Annotated in this window: 24 protein-coding genes; 23 read left to right on the top strand and 1 reads right to left on the bottom strand. The window is 36.9% G+C overall.

The window, feature by feature from the left end; translation table 11 throughout:
• The first annotated feature begins 29 nt into the window (after positions 1–29).
• The 9 genes from yfmF (at position 30) to rny (ending at position 9,808) form a co-directional block, all read left to right on the top strand.
• Positions 30–1,304, top strand: a complete 1,275-nt coding sequence (gene yfmF, locus PYW36_RS07175) for an EF-P 5-aminopentanol modification-associated protein YfmF (protein WP_229717274.1) — start codon at positions 30–32, stop codon at positions 1,302–1,304.
• Positions 1,297–2,583 carry an EF-P 5-aminopentanol modification-associated protein YfmH gene (yfmH, locus tag PYW36_RS07170; protein WP_037573387.1) on the top strand — a complete coding sequence of 429 codons (1,287 nt, stop codon included), beginning with the start codon at positions 1,297–1,299 and terminating at the stop codon, positions 2,581–2,583. The genes yfmF and yfmH overlap by 8 nt, the downstream gene beginning before the upstream one ends.
• Positions 2,583–3,287 carry an elongation factor P 5-aminopentanone reductase gene (gene ymfI, locus PYW36_RS07165; protein WP_103158690.1) on the top strand — a complete coding sequence of 235 codons (705 nt, stop codon included), beginning with the start codon at positions 2,583–2,585 and terminating at the stop codon, positions 3,285–3,287. Before yfmH ends, ymfI begins: the two co-directional genes overlap by 1 nt.
• Before the next feature lie 51 nt (positions 3,288–3,338).
• Positions 3,339–4,208: a DUF3388 domain-containing protein gene (locus PYW36_RS07160; protein WP_037573391.1), complete on the top strand. Its 870-nt coding sequence runs from the start codon at positions 3,339–3,341 to the stop codon at positions 4,206–4,208.
• Positions 4,209–4,220: 12 nt separating this feature from the next.
• Positions 4,221–4,616, top strand: a complete 396-nt coding sequence (locus PYW36_RS07155; protein WP_103158691.1) for a helix-turn-helix domain-containing protein — start codon at positions 4,221–4,223, stop codon at positions 4,614–4,616.
• 40 nt (positions 4,617–4,656) lie between these two features.
• A complete protein-coding gene (gene pgsA / locus PYW36_RS07150) occupies positions 4,657–5,241 on the top strand; it encodes a CDP-diacylglycerol--glycerol-3-phosphate 3-phosphatidyltransferase (RefSeq protein WP_037573398.1) in 585 nt (194 codons plus the stop codon).
• A gap of 106 nt (positions 5,242–5,347) precedes the next feature.
• The gene (locus tag PYW36_RS07145; protein ID WP_103158692.1) at positions 5,348–6,499 is read left to right on the top strand and encodes a CinA family nicotinamide mononucleotide deamidase-related protein; all 1,152 of its coding nucleotides are present in this window, start codon (positions 5,348–5,350) and stop codon (positions 6,497–6,499) included.
• Positions 6,500–6,662: 163 nt separating this feature from the next.
• On the top strand, positions 6,663–7,706 hold the full coding sequence (gene recA / locus PYW36_RS07140; protein ID WP_037573405.1) for a recombinase RecA: 1,044 nt from the start codon (positions 6,663–6,665) through the stop codon (positions 7,704–7,706).
• Positions 7,707–8,248: 542 nt separating this feature from the next.
• Positions 8,249–9,808 (top strand): ribonuclease Y, encoded by a 1,560-nt coding sequence (gene rny / locus PYW36_RS07135; RefSeq protein ID WP_103158851.1) that lies wholly within the window; start codon positions 8,249–8,251, stop codon positions 9,806–9,808.
• A gap of 70 nt (positions 9,809–9,878) precedes the next feature.
• Here rny and PYW36_RS07130 read toward each other — a convergent pair whose 3' ends face one another.
• Positions 9,879–10,097, bottom strand: coding sequence for a hypothetical protein (locus tag PYW36_RS07130; protein WP_037573959.1), 219 nt, complete (start codon positions 10,095–10,097; stop codon positions 9,879–9,881).
• A 201-nt stretch (positions 10,098–10,298) separates the two neighbouring features.
• Here PYW36_RS07130 and PYW36_RS07125 point away from each other — a divergent pair, with 201 nt between their 5' ends.
• From PYW36_RS07125 to PYW36_RS07060, 14 genes are all read left to right on the top strand, one after another.
• The gene (locus tag PYW36_RS07125) at positions 10,299–10,685 is read left to right on the top strand and encodes an ArsR/SmtB family transcription factor (RefSeq protein ID WP_103158850.1); all 387 of its coding nucleotides are present in this window, start codon (positions 10,299–10,301) and stop codon (positions 10,683–10,685) included.
• Positions 10,663–12,804, top strand: coding sequence for a heavy metal translocating P-type ATPase (locus tag PYW36_RS07120; protein WP_103158849.1), 2,142 nt, complete (start codon positions 10,663–10,665; stop codon positions 12,802–12,804). Before PYW36_RS07125 ends, PYW36_RS07120 begins: the two co-directional genes overlap by 23 nt.
• Before the next feature lie 105 nt (positions 12,805–12,909).
• Positions 12,910–13,701, top strand: a complete 792-nt coding sequence (locus PYW36_RS07115; RefSeq protein ID WP_037573411.1) for a TIGR00282 family metallophosphoesterase — start codon at positions 12,910–12,912, stop codon at positions 13,699–13,701.
• A gap of 112 nt (positions 13,702–13,813) precedes the next feature.
• On the top strand, positions 13,814–15,571 hold the full coding sequence (locus tag PYW36_RS07110; RefSeq protein WP_103158848.1) for a 2-oxoacid:acceptor oxidoreductase subunit alpha: 1,758 nt from the start codon (positions 13,814–13,816) through the stop codon (positions 15,569–15,571).
• The gene (locus tag PYW36_RS07105) at positions 15,572–16,438 is read left to right on the top strand and encodes a 2-oxoacid:ferredoxin oxidoreductase subunit beta (protein ID WP_037573413.1); all 867 of its coding nucleotides are present in this window, start codon (positions 15,572–15,574) and stop codon (positions 16,436–16,438) included.
• 73 nt (positions 16,439–16,511) lie between these two features.
• Positions 16,512–16,808 carry a thiamine-binding protein gene (locus tag PYW36_RS07100; protein WP_037573414.1) on the top strand — a complete coding sequence of 99 codons (297 nt, stop codon included), beginning with the start codon at positions 16,512–16,514 and terminating at the stop codon, positions 16,806–16,808.
• Between the two features lie 138 nt (positions 16,809–16,946).
• Complete coding sequence (gene miaB, locus PYW36_RS07095) at positions 16,947–18,488, top strand: tRNA (N6-isopentenyl adenosine(37)-C2)-methylthiotransferase MiaB (protein ID WP_103158847.1); 1,542 nt, start codon at positions 16,947–16,949, stop codon at positions 18,486–18,488.
• Positions 18,488–18,868, top strand: coding sequence for a YlbF family regulator (locus PYW36_RS07090; RefSeq protein ID WP_037573418.1), 381 nt, complete (start codon positions 18,488–18,490; stop codon positions 18,866–18,868). The genes miaB and PYW36_RS07090 overlap by 1 nt, the downstream gene beginning before the upstream one ends.
• A gap of 4 nt (positions 18,869–18,872) precedes the next feature.
• Positions 18,873–19,382, top strand: a complete 510-nt coding sequence (gene thiW / locus PYW36_RS07085) for an energy coupling factor transporter S component ThiW (RefSeq protein WP_037573420.1) — start codon at positions 18,873–18,875, stop codon at positions 19,380–19,382.
• 138 nt (positions 19,383–19,520) lie between these two features.
• Entirely contained in the window at positions 19,521–22,118 is a 2,598-nt protein-coding gene (gene mutS / locus PYW36_RS07080; protein WP_103158846.1) for a DNA mismatch repair protein MutS, read from the top strand.
• Between the two features lie 16 nt (positions 22,119–22,134).
• Positions 22,135–24,126, top strand: coding sequence for a DNA mismatch repair endonuclease MutL (mutL, locus tag PYW36_RS07075; RefSeq protein ID WP_037573425.1), 1,992 nt, complete (start codon positions 22,135–22,137; stop codon positions 24,124–24,126).
• Positions 24,127–24,138: 12 nt separating this feature from the next.
• On the top strand, positions 24,139–24,672 hold the full coding sequence (locus tag PYW36_RS07070; protein WP_103158845.1) for a glycerol-3-phosphate responsive antiterminator: 534 nt from the start codon (positions 24,139–24,141) through the stop codon (positions 24,670–24,672).
• A gap of 23 nt (positions 24,673–24,695) precedes the next feature.
• Positions 24,696–25,724: a S66 family peptidase gene (locus tag PYW36_RS07065; protein WP_308446699.1), complete on the top strand. Its 1,029-nt coding sequence runs from the start codon at positions 24,696–24,698 to the stop codon at positions 25,722–25,724.
• A 216-nt stretch (positions 25,725–25,940) separates the two neighbouring features.
• On the top strand, positions 25,941–26,756 hold the full coding sequence (locus PYW36_RS07060) for an MIP/aquaporin family protein (RefSeq protein ID WP_103158844.1): 816 nt from the start codon (positions 25,941–25,943) through the stop codon (positions 26,754–26,756).
• Positions 26,757–26,831 lie beyond the last annotated feature (75 nt).

The following is a 26,831-nucleotide window of genomic DNA, read 5'->3' as shown; positions in this document are numbered from 1 at the left end:
ATATTACATGATTCAAAGGAGGAGATTATTTGAACGAGACACAACCATCATCTTTAGACGCTATACATATTCATAAAACAGATAAATTTAAAACGACAATGATTACTTTTAAATTTATGGCACCACTCAATATTGAAACGATGACAAAGCGCTCACTTTTAAGTAAGTTACTGATTCGCGCTACTGAAAAATGGCCTACGGATAAAGCATTTAATCAGCATCTTTCTTCTCTTTATGGGGCCTACATAAACAGTTACGTTTCAAAATTCAAAGACCGTCACGTGTTGACATTGACATTAGAAATCGTTAATGAACGTTATCTTAAAGATGCGACACCTTTACTTGAAGAAGGAATTGACCTATTGAAAGAGGTCTTATACGCGCCGTTGGTAGAAAATAGTGGCTTTAATGCAGGCTTTTTAAAACAAGAAAAAACTTTATTAAAGAAAAAATTAGCTGCAATTGAAGATAACAAATCTCAACTAGCTTATTTAAATTTATTAAAGCATATGTTTGGAGATCATCCTTATCGATACATGGCCGCAGGTGAACTTGAATATGTGGATGCAGTCACGCCCGAAGACATTTATCATACATATCGTCAACTCTTAAACGAAGATTTTTGTCATGTTTATGTGGTGGGGAACGTAGACGTGGAACATACTAAGAAAAGACTTGCGAATACCTTCCATTTCAATACAAATAAAATAGACTTCCACTCTATCGCTCAAGATATTGCACCTTTAAAGGCAGTCAAAGAGAAAGTTGAATTCGACGAAGTAGATCAAGCCAAATTGAATTTAGGCTTCCGCTTCCCGACCGCATTGGGTCAACCTGATTACTATGCGTTTGTCGTATTCAACACGATGTTTGGTGGGGATCCTTCATCCGTATTGTTTAATGAAGTACGTGAACAAAAAAGTCTTGCGTATTCAATTCACTCACAAATCGATGGAAAAAACGGTTTCCTTTTTGTGATGAGTGGTGTTTCATTAAAGGATGTAAAATTAGCGCAAACAACAATTATTGAGGCATTTAATCGTTTTAAAAATGGAGAATTTAGTAAAGATAAACTAGAACTCGCGAAAAAAATTATCTTGTCTCATCGTAAAGAAGCAAAAGACCGTCAAAAACACATAATTGAAGTCATGCATAACCAACTTTTAGTTTCAAAAGATGAAAATGAGCGTTCATTTGAAGAGAAAATTAAAAGTGTGACGTCAGAAGAGGTACAACAACTCTGTCAACGTGCACAACTTGATACGATTTATGTCATGACGAAGGAAGGTGAATCTCATGCATAAGACTTATTATGAACAAATTGACGAAACCGTTTATACAGAAGTCCTAGATAATGGGTTGAATGTTTTTATCATCCCTAAAAAAGGCTTTCAAAAAACTTTCGTCACTTATACGACAGCTTTTGGTTCACTTGATTTTCGTTTTAAACCTCATGAAACTGAGACATTTGTAACTGTACCCGATGGGGTGGCTCACTTTTTAGAACATAAATTGTTTGAAAAAGAAGAGGGCGATTTATTTACTGATTTTGCAGAACATGATGCACAAGTGAATGCATTTACAACATTTGATCGCACAAGTTATCTATTCAGTGCAACAAATCATTTAGAAGAAAATATCATTCGACTTCTAAACATGGTAGAAACACCATACTTTACTGAAGAAACAGTCGAAAAAGAAAAAGGGATTATAGCTGAAGAAATCAAAATGTATCAAGAACAGCCCGGATACAAACTAATGTTCAATACGTTACGTGCGATGTACCATCAACATCCAGTGCGCGTAGATATTGCAGGCAGTGTAGACAGTATTTATGACATTACAAAAGATGACTTGTATCTTTGTTACAATACCTTTTACCACCCTTCAAATATGGTTTTATTCATCGTTGGAGATGTAGAGCCAAAACATATCATGGAAGTCATACAACAACATGAGGCCGCACGACATATTAAAGCACAACCTCAAATTGAACGAGATCCTTTAGAGGAACCTACGCATGTCGTGCAACATAAAATTGTTGAAGAAATGCCTATTCAATCACCACGCTTAATGCTTGGTTTTAAAAATAACTTATATGCCGCTTCAGACACACAACGCGTGAAAGAAGATATTGAAATGTCATTCTTTTTTGAACTTATATTTGGAGAAGAAACAGATTTCTACCAAAAACTTTTAGATGGAGCCTTTATTGACGATACTTTTAGTTATCAAACAGTGATTGAACCTACCTACAGTTTTTCACTGATTACATCTGCAACAACAGAGCCCGATCAATTAAAACAGTTGTTACTTGAAGAACTACAAAATAATCTAGGGAAAATACAAGATTGTCACGCATTTGATTTGCTTAAAAAACAGTTTATTGGTGAGTATGTGTCTAGTTTGAACGCCCCTGAATATATTGCCAATCAGTATACTAAATACTATTTTGATGGTGTAAGTTTATTTGAACTATTAGACATTATCGAGGAGATTTCTTTAGACTCAATGAATCAAACGGTTTTAAAACGCTTCAATTTAGAGCAAATTGTAGACAGTCGTTTGGAGATGAAATCGTAATGAAAGCACTCGTTGTTGGTGGATCTGGATCTATCGGGCAAGCGATTGTGGCTGATTTGTTAGAACAAGGATATGAAGTTGTTGTGACCTATCACCAAACGCCTTTAGACACATTACAAGAAAAATTTATGCATCAACCGGTCCAGTTTATTAAAGTAGATTTAACGCAATCGATAGAATTGGATGTGCTGTTTGGTGAGGTTAAAAATATTGATGTTCTGATTTATGTGAGCGGTCAAAGTCTGTACGGTTTACTTCAAGATACGACCGATATACAACTTGATAATATGTATCGTGTACACGTTTACCATCTAATTAAGATGACGCAATATTTTCTTCACCAATTGATTCAAAGTGAACAAGGACGTCTTATTGTCATTTCTTCTATATGGGGAGAAACCGGGGCGAGCTACGAGACGATTTATTCAACAATGAAAGCAGCACAAATTGGTTTTGTTAAAGCAATGAGTGAAGAACTAGCATTAACACGTGTGACTGTGAATGCGATTGCGCCTGGCATTGTCTCAGGACGTATGACAGAAGAACTTGAGGCAAGTGATTTGGAGGCAGTTCTTGAAACCATTCCTCAACAACGGCTCATCGAACCAGAAGAAATCGCCAATACATGTCGCTATTTAATATCTCCATTAGCCAAAAGTGTCACTGGAACAGTACAACGAATTAATGGTGGTTGGTACCGTTAGTTTGGTATAATACCATTAATATGTCACACATTGGGATAGGGGTGTAAAGTGATGACACAAGTAAAAGAAAAAAAAGAGTGGTACTTAGAATACGAGATTAATATTAACCGTGAAGGATTGCTTGGTGACGTTTCAAGTTTACTAGGGATGATGGGAATTAATATTGGTACGATTAATGGTATAGATAATTCTCGTCGCGCATTTATCATCAAATCAGATAGTGAAGAAAAAGTAAAACGATTTGAGACCCTATTACAAGAAATTGATGACATCTCTTTACGTGTGTTACGTGAGCCAGAATTAAAAGACCGTTTGGCTGTAAGACATGGCCGCTATATTAAACAAGATAAATATGATAAGAAAATTTTTCGCTTTGAACGTTACGACTTAGGTTTACTGGTAGATTTTATGGCGGAATTATTCAAAGAAGAAGGGCATAAACTGATTGGTATTCGTGGGATGCCACGCGTCGGCAAAACAGAATCTATCGTCGCTGGAAGTGTATCAGCCCACAAAAAATGGTTGTTCATTAGCTCGACTTTAATTAAACAAACTGTAAGAAGTTCTTTAATTAAAGGGGAGTACGATAAAGACCATGTTTATATTATAGATGGGGCCGTGACGGCAAGAGAAAGAAATCCTAAACATCAAGAACTCGTTCGAGAAGTGATGACATTGCCTTCTGTTAAAGTGGTCGAACACCCAGATTTATTTGTAGAAGCCAGTGATTACGTCATGGACGATTTTGATTATATTATTGAATTGCGTGCAGAAGAAAATCAAAAAATCGAATATGACGAAATGAAAAAGAAAACAGTGAAAAGTAAAAATAATCTCAACTTTGGTGATGAATTTGGTGGTTTCGGTGACGGTTTTGGAGGCTTTGGAGACGGTTTTGGAGATGGATTTAAACCATTTTAAGGAGGAGCACAGTTGAAGCATATAGGTAAAGTGTTACAAGGAAGACGAGAACGGATGGGTTTAACGTTATCGGAATTAGAAAAACGAACACATATTCAAAGAGAAACTTTAATTCATCTTGAAAATAACAATTTTGAATCACTGAATCAACCTGAATATGCAAAAGGCTTTATTCAAAAATATGCACACGCAGTGAATATGGATGCGAAAGCATTAATGGCGGATCATGAAGATGAGTTGCCTCCTTCATATAATCATGCACAAGCACTCTTAAATCAATTACATCAAAACCCTGATGCTTATACACTGACTACATCAACCAAAGAACCTAAATATTTACTGGCTCTGATTGCAGGAACATTTTTTGTTACAAGTGTGCTTTGGGCCATACTTTCTCTTGTGCTATAATAACAATCATGGAATGAGTTTATGAAAAGAGGAAATACATATGAATCTACCTAATCAGATTACATTATTCCGTGTCATTTTAATCCCAATATTTATGCTTTTTGCACTAGTTGATTTTGGCATGGGACACATTTCGTTTTTGGGTGGCATGTCCATTCGAATTGAATTTTTAATTAGTGGTATCATTTTTATATTAGCTTCAGTCAGTGACTGGGTGGATGGGTACCTAGCTAGAAAATGGCAACTTGTCACGAATATGGGAAAATTTTTAGACCCGTTAGCAGACAAATTGCTTGTATCCGCTGCTTTAATTGTCCTTGTACAGTTAGGATTAACGAACTCTGTCGTTGCAGTTATCATTATTGCACGTGAATTTGCAGTCACAGGCTTACGTTTGTTACAAATCGAACAAGGGTTTGTAAGTGCCGCAGGACAATTAGGAAAAATCAAAACTGCCGTGACTATGGTGGCACTTATCTTTCTACTATTAGGTGATCCTTTGAGTCAGTGGATTGGTTTTTCATTAGGTCAAGTTTTACTATATATCGGTGTTTTCTTTACAGTATTGTCAGGTATTGAGTACTTTTACAAAGGAAAAGATGTTTTCTTACAAGATAAAAAATAATGGATTATCGACCTCTAATGCACAGTATGTGTTGAAGGCTTTTGCCCTTTTCACCATCACACATTAGAGGTTTTGTTATCAAAAAATAATCAAGGGGATTTTGGGTATGAAAGTTTGTATTATTGGTGTAGGTTCTGAGTTATTGCTTGGACAAATAGCAAATACGAATGCGCAATATTTATCACAAGTTCTAAATGCGGCGGGGCATCATGTTTTAGAGCATGTTGTTGTTGGAGATAATCAAGAGCGGTTGCAATCTGTGTTAAAACGCGCAATGCAGAATTATGACGGAATTATTTTAACTGGAGGATTGGGCCCGACAAAAGATGACCTCACGAAACAATCCGTGGCAGATGTTTTAGGAAGAAAGCTAATCATAGATCAAGCTGCCTTAGAAAATATTGAACGTTACTTTAGTGAGCAACATCAAGTGATGACGCCAAATAACAAACAACAAGCATTGGTGATTGAAGGCGCTCAAGTGCTTAACAATGATGTGGGGATGGCTCCGGGGATGATTGTAGAAAATGAAAACAAAAAAATTGTGCTTCTGCCTGGTCCACCTAAAGAATTGAAACCGATGGTCAACCAATATATGATGCCTCATTTTTCCCATACAAATGGGACTATTTTTTCAGAAGTTTTACGCTTTGCCGGAATTGGTGAATCTCAACTTGAGACAGAACTCAACGATTTAATTTCTGAGCAGTCTAACCCAACGATTGCGCCTTTAGCTGGGACTCATGAAGTGACTATTCGTTTAACCGCTAATGGTGCCTCGCTCGAAGCGTGTCAACAAATAATTGAGCCAGTGAAAAATGAGATATTAAAAAGAGTAGGACAATATTATTATGGGTCTAATGACACAACACTTGAAGCACGCGTATTAGCTGAGGCAACACAGTCTTTAGCGTTATATGATGGAGTGACAGAAGGGGCTTTAAATTTAAGACTTAAACAAGTAGATACCCAACAGAATGTAAAAGGGTATATGCTACATCATTCTGCTTTTATTGATTCTTCTGAGACAATCGAAAATCGGTTACGACAAAGTGCATATTTCGTCCAATCTTTATATGATAGCGAGATGGCCATCAGTTTGTTGAGTGAAAACAACAAAGTTTACGTTTGCTTTTTAAAAGGTAATGCAGTACATGTAGTTTATTTTTATGTTTCAGATCAACATTTGCAAATGAGAGAGCGCAGTTCGAATTATATCATGATAGAATGGTTGAATTGGTTAAAAAATCATGGGTGAACAGGTGATTTTCACAAAAAAATAAGCACAAATGTTCGCTTTTATAAATATAATGCGTTGGTGAATAGCGAACAAATATTCGCAAAATGCTTGTATTTTCTTTTTTTACCATGTATAGTAGAGATAAATACTAAAGGAAACTATATTTATAGGGGGTCCTCAATTGGATAATGAACGTCAAAAAGCACTCGATACAGTAATTAAAAATATGGAAAAATCATTCGGTAAAGGTGCCGTAATGAAACTTGGAGAAAATAAAGATCGCCGTGTTTCAAGTGTTTCAAGTGGCTCAGTCACTTTGGACCATGCACTTGGAGTAGGTGGTTATCCTAAAGGTCGTATTATAGAAGTGTACGGCCCAGAAAGCTCAGGTAAAACAACGGTTGCTCTCCATGCAATCGCAGAAGTTCAAAAAAATGGTGGAGTTGCAGCATTTATTGATGCTGAGCATGCTTTGGATCCAGTATATGCTCAGGCACTTGGTGTAGATATTGATAATTTATATTTATCTCAGCCTGACCATGGTGAGCAAGGTCTTGAAATTGCAGAAGCATTTGTACGAAGTGGTGCTGTAGATATCATTATCGTTGACTCTGTTGCAGCATTAACACCAAAAGCTGAAATTGAAGGTGAAATGGGAGATACGCACGTTGGTTTACAAGCGCGATTAATGTCTCAAGCACTACGTAAATTATCAGCAGCTATTTCAAAATCAAATACAACAGCTATTTTTATTAACCAAATTCGTGAAAAAGTCGGTGTGATGTTTGGTAACCCTGAAACAACACCTGGGGGCCGCGCCTTAAAATTCTATAGTTCTGTTCGTCTAGAGGTACGTCGTGCTGAACAATTAAAACAAGGTCAAGACATTGTGGGAAATCGTACAAAAATCAAAGTTGTTAAAAATAAAGTAGCACCTCCGTTTAAGGTCGCAGAAGTAGATATCATGTATGGACAAGGTATCTCACGTGAAGGTGAACTTATAGACTTAGGTGTGGAATATGACATCGTTGATAAATCAGGTGCTTGGTATTCTTACAATGGTGAACGTATGGGTCAAGGTAAAGAAAATGTTAAAATGTTCTTGAAAGAGCATCCTGAACTTGAAGATGAAATCGATCGTAAGTTGCGTGAGAAGTTGGGCATTTTCGATGGCGACGTTGATGAAAACGAAGCTGATTCACCTCAAACACTTTTTGACGAATAATCGCTACATCGTCAATTTAATGAAAAACACAATTTGATATAAATAGAACCGGGTTGGCGCATCGTGCCAACCTCAAGTGAGAAAGCCATCAAAATTTACGACGAGATAAATTTTGATGGCTATTTTAAAACGACTTAAATGAGTAAAATCGTCGGTAAGAGGGATTTTATCATCCACCTACATCAATTCTAATATTATTGTTCAAAATCTGTTTCGTTAATAGACAAACCTGTTTTTCAACAGGAAGATTAATTTATTCTTTATAAAGAATTTAAAAGTATATATTAAATGAATATTTATACTTTCTGCTTAATTTAATCTGACAATCATTACATTTGTATTTTAGAATAAATCAACGTGTTTTCTCTATTTGATAAATTAAACTAATTTATCAAAATTTGTTGAGACGGTTAATGGCACAAACCTTGATTTTTCATTGTTCAAAACGTACAATTGAACTTGTATGGTCCTTATTTTTATTCTTATAATCTTATAGATTTATTGACATACAGTACCAAATCCTAGAAAAAGGAGGTGTTTGTGTGAATTTATTAAGCCTCTTACTCATTTTGCTGGGTATCATTCTAGGAGTTGTTGTAGGGTATCTGTTTGCCCAATATTTAATACATCAAAAGCAGATTCAAGCACGAAATACTGCCGACGATATTATTGAACAAGCCAATAAAGAAGCAGAGAATCTCAAAAAAGAAAAGTTGATTGAAGCTAAAGAAGAAAACCAAATTCTAAGAGAACGCGCTGATAGCGAGCTTAGAGAACGACGTGGTGAACTTCAAAGGCAGGAATCCCGACTTCTTCAAAAAGAAGAGAACTTGGAGCGGAAATCTGATCTTTTAGATAAAAAGGATGAGATTTTAGAGCAAAAAGAATCTAAACTTGAAGAAAGACAACAACACGTAGATGCAAAAGAGAGTAGTGTTCAATCTATAATAATGAAGCACGAACAAGAACTAGAACGCATCTCCGGTCTCACTCAAGAAGAAGCACGACAAGAACAATTGGCGCGTGTTGAAAATGAGTTGTCACAAGATATTGCAATATTGGTTAAAGAAAAAGAAAACGAAGCAAAAGAACAAGTCAATCAAAAAGCGAAAGAATTACTTGCAACCGCAGTTCAACGTTTTGCTGCTGATCATACTTCAGAATCAACGGTTTCTGTGGTGAATTTACCTAATGACGAAATGAAAGGTCGTATCATCGGTCGTGAAGGCCGTAACATACGTACCCTTGAAACATTGACAGGTATTGATTTGATTATCGATGATACGCCAGAAGCAGTGATTTTATCTGGATTTGATCCAATACGGCGAGAAATTGCTAAAACTGCTTTAATTAATCTCGTATCTGATGGACGCATTCATCCGGGGCGTATTGAAGATATGGTTGAAAAAGCACGTCGAGATGTTGATGAAATTATACGTGATGCAGGTGAACAAGCGACATTTGAATTAAATATTCATAATATGCATCCAGATTTAGTTAAAATATTAGGTCGTATGCATTACCGTACAAGCTATGGTCAAAATGTGCTTAAACACTCCATTGAAGTGGCTTACTTATCTGGTATGTTGGCTGCCGAACTTGATGAAGACGTGACACTCGCAAAACGAGCAGGACTTCTGCATGATGTTGGTAAAGCGATTGACCATGAAGTTGAAGGCAGTCACGTAGAAATCGGTGTCGAATTGGCGAAAAAATATGGTGAATCTGAAACGGTGATTAATGCGATTCATTCTCATCATGGTGATGTTGAGCCGACGTCAATTATTTCTATTTTAGTTGCAGCTGCAGATGCTCTATCAGCAGCAAGACCAGGTGCAAGAAAAGAAACATTAGAAAATTATATTAAACGTTTAGAACGACTTGAACGCATTTCTGAAAGTTACGATGGCGTTGATAAAGCATTTGCTATCCAAGCAGGCCGTGAAATACGTGTGATGGTTTCACCTGAGGATATCGATGATTTGAAAGCCCATCGTTTAGCAAGAGACATCAAAAACCAAATTGAAGATGAATTACAATATCCAGGTCATATCAAAGTGACAGTCGTACGTGAGACGAGAGCAATAGAGTATGCAAAATAATAAAAAGCAATGTTACGCGAAGTAACATTGCTTTTTTATATGTGAGACCTAATAAGGTAAAACTCGCATTTTAATGACTTAAGTTCAATTCAGTTTCATGTAATTCTTTTAATGCCCCTGCAGTATCGTAACAATTTGAGGAGATGTTGGTATATTTTTCTGCTAAACGATAGGCATGAATATATATATCGATACTGTCTTTCGCAATGTCTTCAGGGTTCTCTTTTTTAGAAGGATTCGCCCCAACAACAAGTTCTGCAAATTTTTCGGGATCAATTGAAATGGACATAAATAATTTTACAACTCCTATATATTGATTTGAAAAAGCAAACAAATAGTAATAAAGAGTATACATTATTCACTTTCTTTTAATAGTTTACCCACTCTTAATGTTTTAAATCATAAATTATTATTCAAGTCTTTACTTGAATGTTTATTCTGGTTTCATTATACTATATTCAAATACATACTTGAATAAGAGGTGAAGAAAGTGGTTAAGGAAATACCTACATGTGAGTTATGGTCAATTGACGAAACAAAAATTTCTGACGCACAAGTTGCGATTCACCAAGCCCCGATAAATGAAGTCAGTCAAATGTTTAAGAGCATTGCCGATTTAAACCGCGCTAAAATGACTTATGCGCTTTGTATTCATGATGAATTGTGTGTGTGCGATATTGCGACATTACTGAACATTACAGTTGCGAATGCCTCACATCATTTACGTGTCCTATATAACAACGGGATTGTAACTTATCGTAAAGAGGGCAAACGTGCTTTTTATCGCATTTATGATGAACATATTAGACAAATTATGCTTGTGTCTATAGAACATAAGGAAGAAGTGACTGCCAATGGATCAACAGAAAACGTATGATGTTGTAGGCCTCTCATGTGCGAATTGTGCGAATAAATTTGAGCGGAAATTGAACCAATTGCCGTCAGTAGAAAAGGCGACCGTTAATTTTGGAGCCTCTAAAATTTATGTGACGGGAGATCCTACAATTGAGGAACTTAACAAAGCGGGCGCATTCGAAAATTTAGATGTGAAGTTAGAAACCAAGACTGCTGTTCAAACGGAGGAAGAAAGTGCCACTCTGAATGAAAAATGGTGGCAAAAAGTCATCGCTTTTTATCATCATCACTATCCTATTTGTTTTGCGACACTTCTTGTTGTGCTAGGCTATATTGCAAAATACACCGCTGGAGAAACACACCTCATTACTATTTTGCTATTTTTAACATCAATTTTAATAAGCGGGGCATCACTACTTATCCAAGGTTTTAAAAATCTCATTCATTTTGAATTTGACATGCATTCCTTGATGACAATTGCAGTTGTTGGTGGTGCGCTCATTGGAGAATGGGGCGAAGTGGCAGTGGTCGTCATTTTGTTTGCATTAAGTGAAGCTTTAGAAGCATTTACGATGAACAAAGCCAGACAATCCATGAAATCTTTAATGTCCATTGCACCAGACACCGCATATCGGATGAATCAACAGGAGATTGAAGAGATTCCTGTAGAAGATATCCATGTGAATGACATCATATATATTAAACCTGGGCAAAAAGTGCCATTAGACGGAATCATTATCAATGGGGCTTCTAGTATTAATCAATCCGCAATAACAGGTGAGTCTATTCCTGTAGATAAGGGACAAGGTGATGAAGTGTTTGCGGGAACTTTAAATGAAAGCGGCGTTCTAGAAGTTCGTGTAACGAAACAATCTAATGAAACCACTTTATCTAAAATGATACAACTCGTGGAACAGGCACAGGTGAATCAGGCTCCAGCGCAAGCACTTATTGAAAAATTTGCTAAATATTATACCCCAATCATTATTATCATCGCTGTTATGGTTATGATATTGCCTCCTCTATTATGGCAGGCAGAGTGGCATACTTGGTTGTATCAAGGCCTTTCAGTTTTAGTTATTGGTTGTCCTTGTGCTCTTGTCATTGCGACACCTATAGCGATTATTTCGAGTATTAGTAATGCCGCAAAACAAGGCGTCTTAATTAAAGGTGGCATACATTTAGAGCAACTGAGCCAAGTTAAAGCTATCATTTTTGATAAAACAGGGACATTGACACAGGGTCAACCCAAAGTCACGCATATTGAGTTTGATGATGAGTTAGACAACAAAGATGAATTACTTCGCCAAATTGGAACGATTGAAAATATGTCAGACCATCCCATCGCTCGGGCAATTGTTACTTATATTCAAGATAAAGCGCTACCTCTGAATGAAGACGTTCAAAAGTTCCACTCTTTAACGGGTGTAGGTGTCTCGGCCAAGATTCAAAATGCCTCTTTTATGGCGGCAAAACCACAATATTTTGAAACCGAAATGACGCCACATTGGCAGGAACGTGTTAAAGTGTATGAAACGCAAGGTCACACTGTGGTGTTAGTTTCAAAAGAGACACGCATTGTTGCACTCATCGCAATAAACGATCAAATCCGTCCAGAAGCTTTTAACAGCTGTCAAAAATTACTCAAACTGGGTGTGCAACATTTAGAAATGTTGACAGGTGATAATGGACAAACCGCAAAAGCGATTGCACATGAGGTTGGTGTCACACATTTCAAAGCACAGCAACTTCCAGAAGATAAACAAGCAAGAGTGACATCGTTACAACGTGAGTACACACATGTTGCCATGATAGGAGACGGTGTGAATGATGCGCCAGCACTTGCTAAGGCAAATGTAGGTCTCTCTATGGGTGCAGCAAGTACGGATACAGCAGTGGAGACAGCGGATATTGCGATATTAAGTGATGATTTAACTAAAATTCCTTACACATTCCGATTAAGTCGTTTAACAATGCGTATTATTAAAATCAATATCCTCATCGCAATTGGTCTTAAAGTAGCTGCGTTATTACTCGTCATACCAGGATGGTTAACGTTATGGATTGCTATTTTTTCAGATATGGGTGCCACATTATTAGTCGGCTTGAATGCGATGCGTCTCTTATATATCAAACCGTAACAAGTGTTTATAATGGGAGTTGTTGACATGTACAGTGAACCCGTTAAAATTAAATAGTAGAGATGCAAGCGAGATTTAGCTTGAATTAGAGAGGATACTTATTGAATGAGATTACTATTTATTGGTGACATTGTAGGTAAAATTGGGCGTCAAACGCTAGAAGAAGCCCTTCCGCAATTAAAACAACATTATCGTCCAACAGTGACAATTGTGAACGCTGAAAATGCTGCGCATGGTAAAGGACTAACTGAAAAAATATATAAACAGTTATTGAGACAAGGTGTCGATTTTATGACAATGGGAAATCACACTTATGGGCAGCGGGAAATATATGAATTCATTGATGATGCTACACGTCTTGTAAGACCCGCTAATTTTCCAAGTGAAGCCCCTGGTGTCGGTATGAGAATTATCAATTTAAATGATAAAAAATTAGCCATCATCAATCTTCAAGGTAGAAGTTTTATGCCCATGATTGATGACCCTTTTAAAATTGCAGACCAATTAATTGAAGAGGCGAAAAAAGAAACTGATTTTATTTTTGTTGATTTTCACGCTGAAACAACGTCCGAAAAATATGCAATGGGATGGTATTTAGACGGACGTGTCAGTGCGGTTGTGGGTACACATACACATATCCAAACATCAGATGAGCGCATTTTACCAAAGCAAACCGCTTATATTACCGATGTAGGGATGACGGGTTTTTATGACGGGATTTTAGGAATTAATAAAGATGAAGTAATCAAACGCTTTATTACGAGTCTCCCTCAAAGACACGTGGTTCCAGATGAAGGACGTGGGGTATTGTCAGGTGTGGTAATTGATTTAAAGCAAGATGGAACAGCGAAAGCCATTTCAAGAATTTTAATCAATGAAGATCATCCGTTTCATTAAACGTATCGTCCATTAGTATGAATTTTTAACAAACCCATGATTTGTAGAGGCAAATCATGGGTTATTTTGATATGATATTAAATGAATTTAAACGTGTAGGAGGCTCATTTAAATGAAAGCACAAGTATCATGGAAAGTCGGCGGTCAACAAGGTGAAGGGATTGAATCGACAGGTGAAATCTTTGCGACAGCGATGAACCGAAAAGGATATTATCTATATGGTTACCGACATTTTTCTAGCCGCATAAAAGGTGGCCATACAAATAATAAAATTCGTGTCTCTACTACACCTGTTCATGCAATTAGTGATGATTTAGATATTTTAATCGCATTTGATCAAGAAACGATTGTATTAAACCATCATGAGATGCGTGAAGACAGTGTAATATTAGCTGACAGTAAAGCGAAACCAGAAAAACCTGAAGATTGTAAAGCGCAATTTATTGTTTTGCCTTTTACTGAGATAGCGAAAGAGCTAGGGACACCTTTAATGAAAAATATGGTGGCAATTGGTGCAACAGCTGCACTTATGCAACTTCAAACAGAGACATTTGAAACGTTGATTCAAAACATGTTTGAGAAAAAAGGGGAAAAGGTTGTTCAATTAAATATTGAAGCATTAAATGAAGGCTATCGTGTGATGTCAGAGCAACATGAAAATATCACAGGTGATTTCATTCTTGAAGAAGGTAGTGGCGCACCTCATCTTTATATGATAGGTAATGATGCTATCGGTTTAGGCGCCATCACTGGGGGCTCCCGTTTTATGGCAGCCTATCCTATAACGCCTGCATCTGAAATTATGGAATATATGATAGATAATTTACCAAAAGTGAATGGCACAGTGATTCAAACAGAAGATGAAATTGCTGCAGCAACTATGGCGATTGGTGCTAATTATGCAGGTGTTCGTGCTTTCACAGCATCAGCAGGTCCTGGGTTGTCATTAATGATGGAAGCGATTGGTTTATCAGGAATGACTGAAACCCCTCTTGTGATTGTCAATACGCAACGTGGAGGCCCATCAACCGGTTTGCCAACAAAACAAGAGCAATCAGATTTAATGCAAATGATTTATGGTACACATGGAGATATTCCGAAGATTGTACTTGCACCAACGGATGCTGAAGACGCTTTTTATTTAACGGTTGAAGCATTTAACCTCGCTGAAGAATATCAATGTCCAGTGATTGTATTAAGTGATTTACAACTTTCTTTAGGTAAACAAACAGTGCCAAATTTAGATTATCAACGTGTTGAAATTCGTCGTGGTGCTACAATTACTGAAGATATCGAGAGAGAGGCTGACGATAAAGCCTATTTTAAACGTTATGCTCTCACTGAAAGTGGTGTTTCTCCTCGTCCAATACCGGGCGTTAAAGGGGGCATTCATCATGTGACAGGTGTGGAACATAATGAAGAAGGTAAACCAAGTGAAGCGGCGAATAATCGCCAAGCACAAATGGATAAACGAATGAAAAAAACGGAACAACTCCTCATTGAAGCACCTGTAGAAGGTCAAGTTGAAGAAGAAGTAGATGTGTTATTTATAGGATTTATTTCTACAAAAGGAGCGATCGAAGAAGGCGTACAACGTATTAAAGATGCTGGACACACTGCAGCGCATATGCAAATACGTCAACTTCATCCGTTCCCAACAGAGACAGTGCAAAATGCAGTGAATAAAGCCCAAAAAGTCATCGTTGTTGAACATAACTATCAAGGGCAATTAGCAAACATCATCAAGATGAATGTTCAATTAGGTGATAAACTTATCAAACAAACGAAATATGATGGTACACCGTTTTTACCAAAAGAAATTGAAACAAAAGGTTTAGAAATTGTGAATCAATTAAAGGAGCGAGTTTAATTGGCAACTTTTAAAGATTTTAGAAATAATGTCAAACCCAATTGGTGTCCAGGATGTGGTGACTTCTCAGTACAAGCTGCGATCCAAAAAGCAGCGGCGAATGTCGGTCTTGAGCCAGAAGATGTGGCGTTAATTACTGGAATTGGTTGTTCAGGACGTTTATCTGGTTATGTGAATTCTTATGGGGTCCATGCTATTCATGGTCGCGCCTTACCATTAGCTCAAGGTGTTAAAATGGCCAATAAAGATTTAACAGTCATTGCCTCTGGCGGTGATGGCGATGGATATGCCATCGGTATGGGACATACAATTCATGCATTACGACGTAATATGAATATGACTTATATCGTCATGGACAATCAAATTTATGGTTTAACTAAAGGTCAAACTTCACCGTCTTCAGCACCCGGATTTATTACGAAAACGACGCCTAAAGGCAATATCGAACAAAATGTCGCACCGCTTGAATTAGCGTTGTCATCTGGGGCAACATTTGTAGCTCAAGGATTTTCAAATGACATTAAAGGATTAACAAAAATGATTGAAGATGCAATCCAACACGATGGCTTTTCATTTGTAAATGTTTTTTCGCCATGTGTTACTTACAATAAAATAAACACGTATGATTGGTTTAAAGAACATCTAACGAGCCTTGATGAGATTGAAGGTTATGATACTTCTAATAAACAACAAGCGATTCAAACTGTTTTAGAGTATGATTCATTAATTAAAGGTATTGTTTATCAAGATACAGAAACACCTTCTTATGAATCTCAAATTGAAGATTTTGAAAGTACACCATTAGCTCATCAAAGTTTAGAACTAGATGCGAGCCAATTTGAATCCTTCACGAAACAATTTGTATAATAATAATCAAAAGCACTCATTTTAGAATATTTAAGAAATGAGTGCTTTTTAAATTAAAAATGAGGTGTTCATAATGATTGATACATTAATGAGTATACAGATAATCCCTAGCACGCCTGGTAAAGACGTCATTCCGTTTGTTGATGAAGCCATCGCAGTGATTGATGCCTCTGGTTTGAATTATCGCGTAGGTCCACTTGAAACGACTGTCGAAGGGGATATGAGTGAGTTGCTCATTTTAATACAAAAAATGAATGAGCGCATGGTAGAATTAGAAGTTGAAAGTATTATTAGCCAAGTGAAATTTTATCATGTCCCAGAAGGTATAAGTATGTCGACATTGACTGAAAAATATGATGCTGAAGACTAAAGAAAATTTAATTGGCGATACACACAATGATGTGTTGCTCGTGATAAGCGAGCCATTAGAATGACAATTTCATTTTGCACTTTTACGCAAATTTTAATATAATGTACTAATGATATATGGGCAGAAAGGGTTTTGCATGTGAATGAAGAACAAAGAAAAGCAGGCACGCTAGATGTGCTATCGCGTCGAAACGATAAAGAAAAAGATTACAGTAAATACTTTGAACACGTCTATCAGCCACCAAATTTAAAAGAAGCCAAAAAACGTGGAAAAGAAGAAGTGGCTTACAATAGAGATTTCCAAATCGATGAAAAATACCGTGGTATGGGTAAAGGCCGCTCATTTTTAATAAAAACTTATGGTTGTCAAATGAATGCGCATGATACTGAAGTCATGGCTGGTATTTTCACAGCATTAGGATATACACCTACAGAAGATGTCAATGAAGCGGATGTTATTTTATTAAACACATGTGCGATTCGCGAAAATGCTGAAAATAAAGTGTTTGGTGAAATTGGAAATTTAAAACATATTAAACAACAACGCCCAGATTGTTTAATTGGTGTGTGTGGCTGTATGTCACAAGAAGAATCTGTCGTGAATAAAATTTTGAAATCTTATCAAAATGTGGACATGATTTTTGGAACACATAATATTCACCGATTACCTCAAATTTTAGAAGAAGCATATCTTTCAAAAGCTATGGTTGTCGAAGTTTGGTCAAAAGAAGGAGACGTTATCGAAAACCTTCCTAAAGTCAGAGATGGCCACATTAAAGCATGGGTAAATATTATGTATGGTTGCGACAAATTCTGTACCTATTGTATTGTTCCGTTTACAAGAGGGAAAGAACGTAGCCGTCGCCCGCAAGATATTATTGATGAGGTACGCGATTTGGCACGACAAGGCTATCAAGAGATTACTTTACTTGGCCAGAATGTCAATTCATACGGAAAAGATTTAGAAGATCTAGAGTATGGTTTAGGTGATTTGTTAGAGGATATTTCTAAAATTGATATTCCACGTGTTCGTTTTACAACGAGCCATCCATGGGATTTCACTGATCGCATGATTGAAGTCATCGCAAAAGGTGGAAACATCGTACCGCACATTCATTTGCCAGTACAATCAGGAAATAACCAAGTCTTAAAAATCATGGGACGTAAATATTCTCGTGAAAGTTATTTGGATCTCGTACGTCGAATTAAAACAGCCATTCCAGATGTTGCATTAACGACTGATATTATTGTCGGTTATCCAAATGAAACAGAAGAACAATTTGTAGAAACATTAACTTTATATGAAGAAGTTGGCTTTGAACATGCCTATACGTATTTATATTCACAACGTGATGGTACACCAGCGGCCAAGATGAAAGATAATGTACCTACTGACGTTAAAAAAGAACGTTTACAACGTTTAAACCGACTTGTAGGTGAATATTCAGCACGTGCCTTATCACAATATGAAGGGCAAACCGTTCAAGTCTTATGTGAAGGTGCAAGTAAAAAAGATGAAGCGGTATTAGCAGGTTATACTGAAAAGAATAAACTTGTGAATTTCCGTGCCCCTAAAGATGTTATCGGTAAAATTGTCGATGTAAAAATTACTGAAGCGAAACAATTTTCTTTAAACGGGGAATTTGTCGGTGTTGCTGAACCTAAAATGGTGACGATTTAATGTTCAACCGCCAAGAAATTCTCAGTCAGGCAACACAAATTAGTCAAGACTTACAATCTTTAGAAGTGATTCAGCAGTATAAACAAATTGAACATCAAATTCATCAACATTCGAAAATTGCTGAATATATGAAAGATTTAAAGCAAAATCAAAAACAATCCGTAAACTTTCAAAATTATGATAAGCCAGTAGCGTATCGTCAATCTGAAGATACGATTGCGCACATTCAATCTGAAATTGATGCTTATCCTATAGTGACGCAATTTAGACAATCACAAGAAGAAGCCAATGAGATTCTTCATCTTGTGATTGATACATTAGCCCATCGATTGCAAGGAGATTCCAATTTGCCAAGTTCAGATCAACATCAGGAGGAGTGAGACAATGAATACAAAAAAATTGACGTTAACTGCCTTATTTATTGCACTTAATGTCGTATTGAGCACAGTTATTGTCATTCCTATTGGTCCGTTTAAAGCAACACCTGTTCAACATTTTGTAAACGTACTCAGTGCGGTACTATTAGGGCCGTGGTTTGGCCTGGCTCAAGCCTTTTTATCTTCATTGATTCGACTCTTATTTGGAATCGGAACGCCCTTTGCTTTTCCTGGAAGTATGATTGGCGTGTTATTAGCTAGCTTATTTTATTATGTGAATCGTCATTTATTCGTCGCATCAATTGGAGAAGTGATTGGCACTGGTGTTATCGGAAGTTTGGTTTGTATACCGCTCGCTTGGATACTTGGCCTTGATAGTCTAGCCATTAAACCTTTAATGGCCACGTTTTTATTATCAAGTTGTGTTGGAGCATCACTCAGTTATATTTTATTACTCGTTTTAAAAAAACGAAATCAATTACCGGATTTAAGCAAGTCCAAAAGAAAATTAAAATAAATGAAAGAGATGGGGGCTCCATCTCTTTTTTTATAAAATATCAAATACATAAAAACTGCAGACGATGATTCGAGTCCGATAAGGAAATCTGTTAAACTAATTACATTATGAGATGAGAAATAGAAGGAAAGTGAAAAAATGACAAATGTCACGCCAATGATGAAACAATATTTACAAATTAAATCTGAGCATCAAGATGCCCTACTCTTTTTCCGATTAGGGGACTTTTATGAATTGTTTTATGATGATGCCGTGACGGCTTCACGGGTACTCGAAATCACGTTAACAAAACGTGATGCCAAAAAAGAAAATCCTATTCCAATGGCAGGAGTGCCTTATCATTCCGCAGATGGTTACATAGAGACTTTAATACAAAATGGATTTAAAGTTGCGATATGTGAACAAATGGAAGACCCACGCCAAGTGAAAGGTATGGTAAAGCGTGAAGTTGTCCGTGTGGTCACGCCCGGGACATTAATGGAAAAGGGCGGCATAGATGAAACTCAAAATAACTATATTGTAAGTTTCATAAAAGACGAGGGTTATGCGTTAAGTTATTGTGATGTGAGCACAGGTGAATTGAAAGTCACGCAGTTTGAAGATGAAAGTACGTTGATCAATGAAGTGACAACGATACAGCCCAATGAAATTGTGGTCAACGCACCATTAACAGACCATTTGAAACGTCAGTTTAGTATGATTACTGAAACGGTCACAGTTAGAGAAACAATCTCAAAAACAGATTACAAAGTCAATACCATTTCAAATGTTTTGATGGCCCAAGCTGTCCAGATTTTGTTAGATTATATTTTTGAGACGCAAAAACGTGATTTATCTCATATAGAAGATGTGATCACCTACCAAGCGTTAGATTATATGAAAATGGATTTCTATGCAAAACGAAATTTAGAATTAACAGAAAGTATCCGTTTGAAATCGAAAAAGGGCACGTTGTTATGGCTCATGGATAAAACAAAAACGCCAATGGGTGCTAGACGGTTAAAACAATGGATAGATCGCCCATTAATTCAACAAGAGGATATTGAACAACGTCATGACGCTGTGGATCAGTTTTTAAATCATTTTATAGAAAGAGATACGCTTAGAAATTATTTAACAGAAGTCTATGATATTGAACGTTTAGTTGGGCGCGTAAGCTTCGGAAATGTCAATGCCAAAGATTTAGTTCAACTTAAACATTCAATTGCACAAATTCCACATATTAAAGCCTTACTTCAATCAATAGACTCAAAGGCCATTGCGCATTTTAATGACTTAGAACCACTCGACGACTTATTACAAACATTACAAGACAGTTTAGTTGATGAACCGCCTCTGTCCGTTAAAGAAGGGGGCCTATTTAAAGAAGGCTATCATCCACAACTAGATGAATATTTAGATGCTTCAAGAAATGGAAAAACATGGCTTGCGGAACTTCAGATGAAAGAACGCGAACGTACAGGGATTAAATCTTTAAAAATTAGTTTTAATAAAGTCTTTGGTTATTATATCGAAATCACGCGTGCCAATTTATCACAATTTGATCCTGAAAAATATGGTTATGAAAGAAAACAAACGCTTTCCAATGCGGAGCGTTTCATTACTGATGAGTTGAAAGAAAAAGAAGCGATGATTTTAGGCGCGCAAGAAAAATCGGTTGAATTAGAATATACGTTGTTTACGGAATTAAGAAATTATGTCAAAACATTTACCGAGCGTCTCCAACAACAAGCGAAAATGATATCAGAACTTGATTGTTTACAAAGCTTTGCAGAAATAGCACAAGCTTATAATTATGTTCGACCTCAATTTAGCACAACGCAAACGCTTGATTTAAAAGAGTCACGCCATCCGGTTGTTGAGCGTGTCATGGATTATAATGACTATGTTCCGAATGATTGTTATTTAGATAAAGATGAGTTTATTTATTTAATTACTGGGCCTAACATGTCAGGGAAATCAACGTATATGCGTCAAGTAGCCATTATTAGCATCATGGCGCAAATGGGTGCATTTGTCCCATGTCAAAGTGCAACGTTACCTATATTTGATCAAATTTTCACAAGGATTGGTGCCGCGGATGATTTGGTTTCAGGTAAGAGTACATTTATGGTTGAAATGTTGGAAGCACAAAATGCTCTGAAATATGCTACAGCGAATAGTTTAATTATTTTCGATGAAATCGGTCGAGGCACGTCGACCTATGATGGCTTAGCACTTGCACAAGCAATGATTGAATATGTCGCTGAAACGTCCAAAGCAAAAACGCTATTTTCAACGCACTATCATGAATTAACAGAGTTAGAAAAAGCACTTCCGAGTTTAAAAAATGTCCATGTTGCGGCAAATGAGTATCACGGAGAGCTTATATTTTTACACAAAGTTAAACCAGGTGCAGTGGAACATAGTTATGGAATTCAGGTTGCAAAGCTTGCGGCTTTACCAGAACAAGTCATTGAACGAGCGCAAGTCATCCTAGAAGCTTTTGAAGCGGATGCCAAAACGCAAACTTCTGAACCATCGGTAAATCCGAAACATCTCGAAGTTGTAAACGATGATTTCGAAACACAACCACCAAAAGTACAAGAACCCAAAATCGAACAGGCCACTTTTGATTTATTTGAGAGCACGTCTGAACAAAGTGAAATAGAACTAGAAATAAAACAATTGAATTTATCTCAGATGACCCCAATTGAAGCATTAGTTAAATTAAGTGAGTTTCAAAACAAATTATAAATAGAAGGTGATGACAATGGGTCATATTAAAACCTTGCATACCTCTCTTGCGAATAAAATTGCAGCAGGTGAAGTTGTTGAACGACCAAGTTCTGTCGTAAAAGAGTTGTTAGAAAATAGTATCGACGCAGGCGCTTCGGAGATTAATATTGAAGTTCAAGAATCTGGAATTGCAGAAATACGGGTAGTAGATAACGGTTCAGGTATCGAACAAGATGATTTAGCACTTGTGTTTCATAGACATGCGACAAGTAAACTTGTTGAGGATGATGATTTATTTCATATACGCACATTAGGGTTTCGAGGAGAAGCGCTTGCGAGTATTGCATCAGTGGCTAAAGTCACATTGCAAACTTCTACAGATGGTGTCGAAGGATTTGAAGTCTATGCTGAAGAAGGTGAAATCATTCACCAAAAACCAGCCAAAGCAAAACGTGGAACAGATATAAAAGTGGCTTCACTATTTTATAATACACCCGCACGTTTAAAATATATAAAAAGTTTATATACAGAATTAGGTAAAATTACAGATATTGTCAATCGAATGGCAATGAGTCACCCTCATATTCGCATGTCTTTAAAAAATGATGGTAAAACGCTATTACAAACAAATGGCTCTGGACGTACAAATGAGGTCATGGCAGAAATATATGGAATGAAAGTGGCGAAAGATCTCATTGAAATTTCAGGGGATACGAGTGATTATCACATTCATGGATTTGTAGCGAAACCAGAACATTCACGAAGCAATCGCCACTACATTTCCCTTTTTATAAATGGTCGTTATATTAAAAACTTTGTATTGAACAAAGCGGTTGTTGAAGGGTATCACACCTTATTAATGATTGGGCGTTTTCCAATTGTGTATATTAACATTGAAATGGACCCTATTTTAGTGGATGTAAATGTGCATCCGACGAAACTTGAAGTCCGTCTGTCTAAAGAAGAACAGTTATATGCGCTTATCGTTGAAAAAATTCAAGCGGCCTTTAAAGATAAAATATTGATTCCTAAAAATGATTTGAGTCGCAAATACGAGCCTAAAAAAGTACTTGAAAAATTTGAACAACAAAAATTAGCTTTCGACCAACGTGAAGCGACGCAAAATCAGCATGGCTCATCAACTGAGCGATTAGAAGAAGAGAAAAGCAATGAAAATTCGAATAGTTCTTCTGCAATACCGCAACATTTAGAGGAACATGAGTCAAATGAACCTAGGGTGTCTTCAGCGATGACGACTTCAAATGAAAATTCAACAACGGATACGTCTTCGCAAATTGAAGAGTCTGCAGGTACAGATTATCAACGTACGCAACGGGAGGTACTCGCTGCGATGGAAGATAGTGATGAGGGCGTTGAAACTTCAAATGATCAGGCGCCAACTTCTCAAGAAGACATTCCTACAAGCAAGAATGCATTTCGACGACGTGTGCCATATATGGAAGTCGTTGGGCAAGTCCATGGCACTTATATTGTCGCTCAAAATGATGAAGGCATGTATCTTATAGATCAACATGCTGCACAAGAACGTATTAAATATGAATATTTTAGAGATAAAATTGGAGAAGTGGAGAATGAAAATCAAAACTTATTAATTCCTCTCACTTTCAATTTTACAAAAGATGAACAGTTCATTATTGAAGAAAATAAAGACGAGTTACAACGTGCCGGTATCTTTTTAGAGCCTTTTGGAGGGCATGATTACATTGTGAATAGTTATCCAGTTTGGTTTCCTAAAGATGACGTCGAAGAAATGATTAAAGATATGGTGCATTACGTATTGGAACACCAAAAGCTCAATATTGCAAAATTTAGAGAAGACTTAGCGATTATGATGAGTTGTAAAAAATCAATCAAAGCTAATCACTATTTAAAAAATCACGAAATGGCAGATTTGATAGATCAACTGAGAGAAATGGAAGATCCATTCACTTGTCCACATGGGCGTCCAATCATTATCAATTTTACGAATTACGAACTGGAACGTTTGTTTAAACGTATTCAATAGAGGAGGACCCTTATGCATCCCAATATATTACCTGCAATACGCTCAGTAAAAAGTCTCGAAAAATTGATTCGCACGGATTATGAAACGTGTGTCCTATTAGATACACATATTGGCCATTTAAAAAACCTTATGCAGTTAATTGAACAAAATAACTTACAACCCTTTGTGCATATTGATTTGATTAAGGGCATGAGTCACGATGAGTTTGCTTGTGAATACATTATCCAATCCTATCGGCCTAAAGGGATTGTTTCCACGAAAACAAAAATCATTAAAAAAGCAAAGTCACTGGGTGTAATTACGATATTTCGTGTCTTTATCATTGATAGTCAAGCGTTAGAACGCAGTATCGCACTTATCCAACGTATTGAGCCTGATTATGTAGAGGTGCTCCCAGGTATTGCTAATAAAGTGATTAAGCGTATTTATAATGAAACAGGCGTCAAAGTGATTGCTGGAGGTTTAATCAATACAGAAGAAGAAATAGAAAAGGCGATTGAGAGTGGCGCGACGTACGTGACCACAAGCGAAGAGCGTCTTTGGTAAAAATAGAATAAAGGGGGAAATAAATGATGTTAAAACCACCTAAACTAAAGCAAGGAGATACGATCGCAATTGTATCTCCTTCTTCTGGACTCGCAGGAGAGTCTCAGATTCGTTGGCGTACAGATGAAGCGATACGTCGTATTAAAGATATGGGCTATCAAGTAAAAGTCATGCCTAATGCATTAAATGGGTTGGAATGGAATTATTCCCATCCTAAAGAAAGAGCATCCTCCCTTATGGCTGCTTTTGAGGATGAATCTGTTAAAGCTATTTTATGCACTATTGGTGGCAATGAATCTGTAAGAATTATTCCGTTTTTAAAAGATGAAGTCATTCAACAACACCCTAAAATATTTATTGGTTATTCTGATATAACAGCATTACACCTCCACCTCTATCAATTAGGGATAACGACTTTTTATGGTCCTGCCTTGTTGACAGATTTCGCTGAAAATGGTGGCAATGATGCATACACGATGGATGCGCTTTTTCAATTAATTCAAAATGCAAAGCCATTCGGTCAAGTGCATCCAACACCTTTCGTTAGAAAATTTGGTTTGCGATGGGATGAGCAATTACGTCACTATGAAAGAGAAAAATTACCTGCAAGAACTTTTCAAGTGTTAAATGGACAGGGACGCGTGACGGGGCATCTCATTGGCGGTTGTTTTGAATCACTAGATAAGTTACGAGGAACACGATATTTTCCGAAACTAGCCCATTTTGACGGCGCTATTTTATTTATTGAAACGAGTGAAGTTCATTCAGAACCGTGGTCGTTTGAAGAATCGTTAAGATCATGGGCATTAATGGGCATATTTGATCGGATTAAAGGACTTATCGTGGGTCGTCCACATGATGGGGTATATCAAGAGGAATATCATCAAGCCATCAAGAAAATTTTGAAAGAAATTCATCATTTAGATTTAATCGTATTGGGAAATGTTTCATTTGGTCATAATGAACCTAAAGCGACACTTCCCTATGGTATTCAAGCGACCATTGAAACAGAGATAGGTCATTTATATATCAATGAATTAGCAGTTCTATAAGTTAAAAAATTGAAAGTTTTTGAGTTTTGAGTTAGAAAAATTGAATATAAATTAATTTTGCCTCGAAAATGGATTGACAACGCTTTCATCCAGTTGTAATATTAAAAACAAGTTAATAGATGAATCGAGACATGAGAGACTTCTTCGCACGTGTTATTTTTTTTTGTAATACGGTTAGGCAAGGAGTCTTTTTGTCTTTTAAAGGGAGGAAAAAGAATGAATATCTACTTAGCTGAATTTCTCGGTACAGCATTGCTACTGTTAATGGGTGGCGGGGTTGTTGCGAACGTCGTTTTACGCAAATCAAAAGGTGAAGGCGCAGACTGGATTGTTATTGCTATCGGTTGGGGTCTTGCTGTTACATTAGGTATTTACGCTGTCGGTAATTTCTCTGGGGCACACTTAAATCCTGCAGTGACATTAGCATTTGCCGTTACAGGTGATTTTCCATGGTCTCAAGTTCCAGGTTTTATTATTGCACAAGTTTTAGGAGGGATAGTAGGGGGAGCTTTAACATGGCTCACATATTTACCTCATTGGCGTGCAACTGAAGATAAAGAAGCAAAATTAGGTGTTTTTGCAACAGCGCCGGCAATTCGTAACTTCACTGCAAACTTTATTACTGAAATTATCGGTACTGCTGTCCTTACATCAGCATTACTATTTATCGGAACAAACAAATTTACAGATGGTTTAAACCCTGTTATCGTGGGGTTACTCATTGTCGCAATCGGTGTAAGTTTAGGGGGCCCAACAGGTTATGCGATTAACCCTGCCCGTGACCTAGGTCCAAGAATAGCACATGCTATTTTACCTATTCATGGTAAAGGTAAAAGTGACTGGCAGTATGCGATTGTCCCTATTCTCGGTCCGATTACTGGAGGGATTTTAGGTGCAGCAATTTATCGATTGGCCTACCAAGGTCGTTTTGACATATGGACTATAGTAGCTGTAATTCTTGTCATTGGCACATTAGTTGTGGGTAGCATTTTAAATAAGAAAATTAAGCACGAAAACTTTGGTGCGATTTAACAAATGAATCACGCATACATGAATAAAATTATGGGTATATTTCATTTGAAACAGCATGTGTGTGGATTTGGGAGG

Origin of the sequence: Staphylococcus chromogenes, from assembly GCF_029024625.1 — a bacterium.
GTDB classification, from domain to species: Bacteria; Bacillota; Bacilli; order Staphylococcales; family Staphylococcaceae; genus Staphylococcus; species Staphylococcus chromogenes.
This window is presented reverse-complemented; position numbering and strand designations above follow the sequence as displayed.

Coding starts and splice junctions, on each gene's coding strand:
- PYW36_RS07130 (WP_037573959.1), bottom strand. CDS start 10,097: ATGTCCATTTCAATTGATCCCGAAAAATTTGCAGAACTTGTTGTTGGG.
- PYW36_RS07160 (WP_037573391.1), top strand. CDS start 3,339: ATGACACAAGTAAAAGAAAAAAAAGAGTGGTACTTAGAATACGAGATT.
- ymfI (WP_103158690.1), top strand. CDS start 2,583: ATGAAAGCACTCGTTGTTGGTGGATCTGGATCTATCGGGCAAGCGATT.
- PYW36_RS07110 (WP_103158848.1), top strand. CDS start 13,814: ATGAAAGCACAAGTATCATGGAAAGTCGGCGGTCAACAAGGTGAAGGG.
- PYW36_RS07100 (WP_037573414.1), top strand. CDS start 16,512: ATGATTGATACATTAATGAGTATACAGATAATCCCTAGCACGCCTGGT.
- PYW36_RS07120 (WP_103158849.1), top strand. CDS start 10,663: ATGGATCAACAGAAAACGTATGATGTTGTAGGCCTCTCATGTGCGAAT.
- pgsA (WP_037573398.1), top strand. CDS start 4,657: ATGAATCTACCTAATCAGATTACATTATTCCGTGTCATTTTAATCCCA.
- thiW (WP_037573420.1), top strand. CDS start 18,873: ATGAATACAAAAAAATTGACGTTAACTGCCTTATTTATTGCACTTAAT.
- mutL (WP_037573425.1), top strand. CDS start 22,135: ATGGGTCATATTAAAACCTTGCATACCTCTCTTGCGAATAAAATTGCA.
- PYW36_RS07070 (WP_103158845.1), top strand. CDS start 24,139: ATGCATCCCAATATATTACCTGCAATACGCTCAGTAAAAAGTCTCGAA.
- PYW36_RS07090 (WP_037573418.1), top strand. CDS start 18,488: ATGTTCAACCGCCAAGAAATTCTCAGTCAGGCAACACAAATTAGTCAA.
- mutS (WP_103158846.1), top strand. CDS start 19,521: ATGACAAATGTCACGCCAATGATGAAACAATATTTACAAATTAAATCT.
- PYW36_RS07065 (WP_308446699.1), top strand. CDS start 24,696: ATGATGTTAAAACCACCTAAACTAAAGCAAGGAGATACGATCGCAATT.
- PYW36_RS07115 (WP_037573411.1), top strand. CDS start 12,910: ATGAGATTACTATTTATTGGTGACATTGTAGGTAAAATTGGGCGTCAA.
- yfmH (WP_037573387.1), top strand. CDS start 1,297: ATGCATAAGACTTATTATGAACAAATTGACGAAACCGTTTATACAGAA.
- PYW36_RS07060 (WP_103158844.1), top strand. CDS start 25,941: ATGAATATCTACTTAGCTGAATTTCTCGGTACAGCATTGCTACTGTTA.
- PYW36_RS07145 (WP_103158692.1), top strand. CDS start 5,348: ATGAAAGTTTGTATTATTGGTGTAGGTTCTGAGTTATTGCTTGGACAA.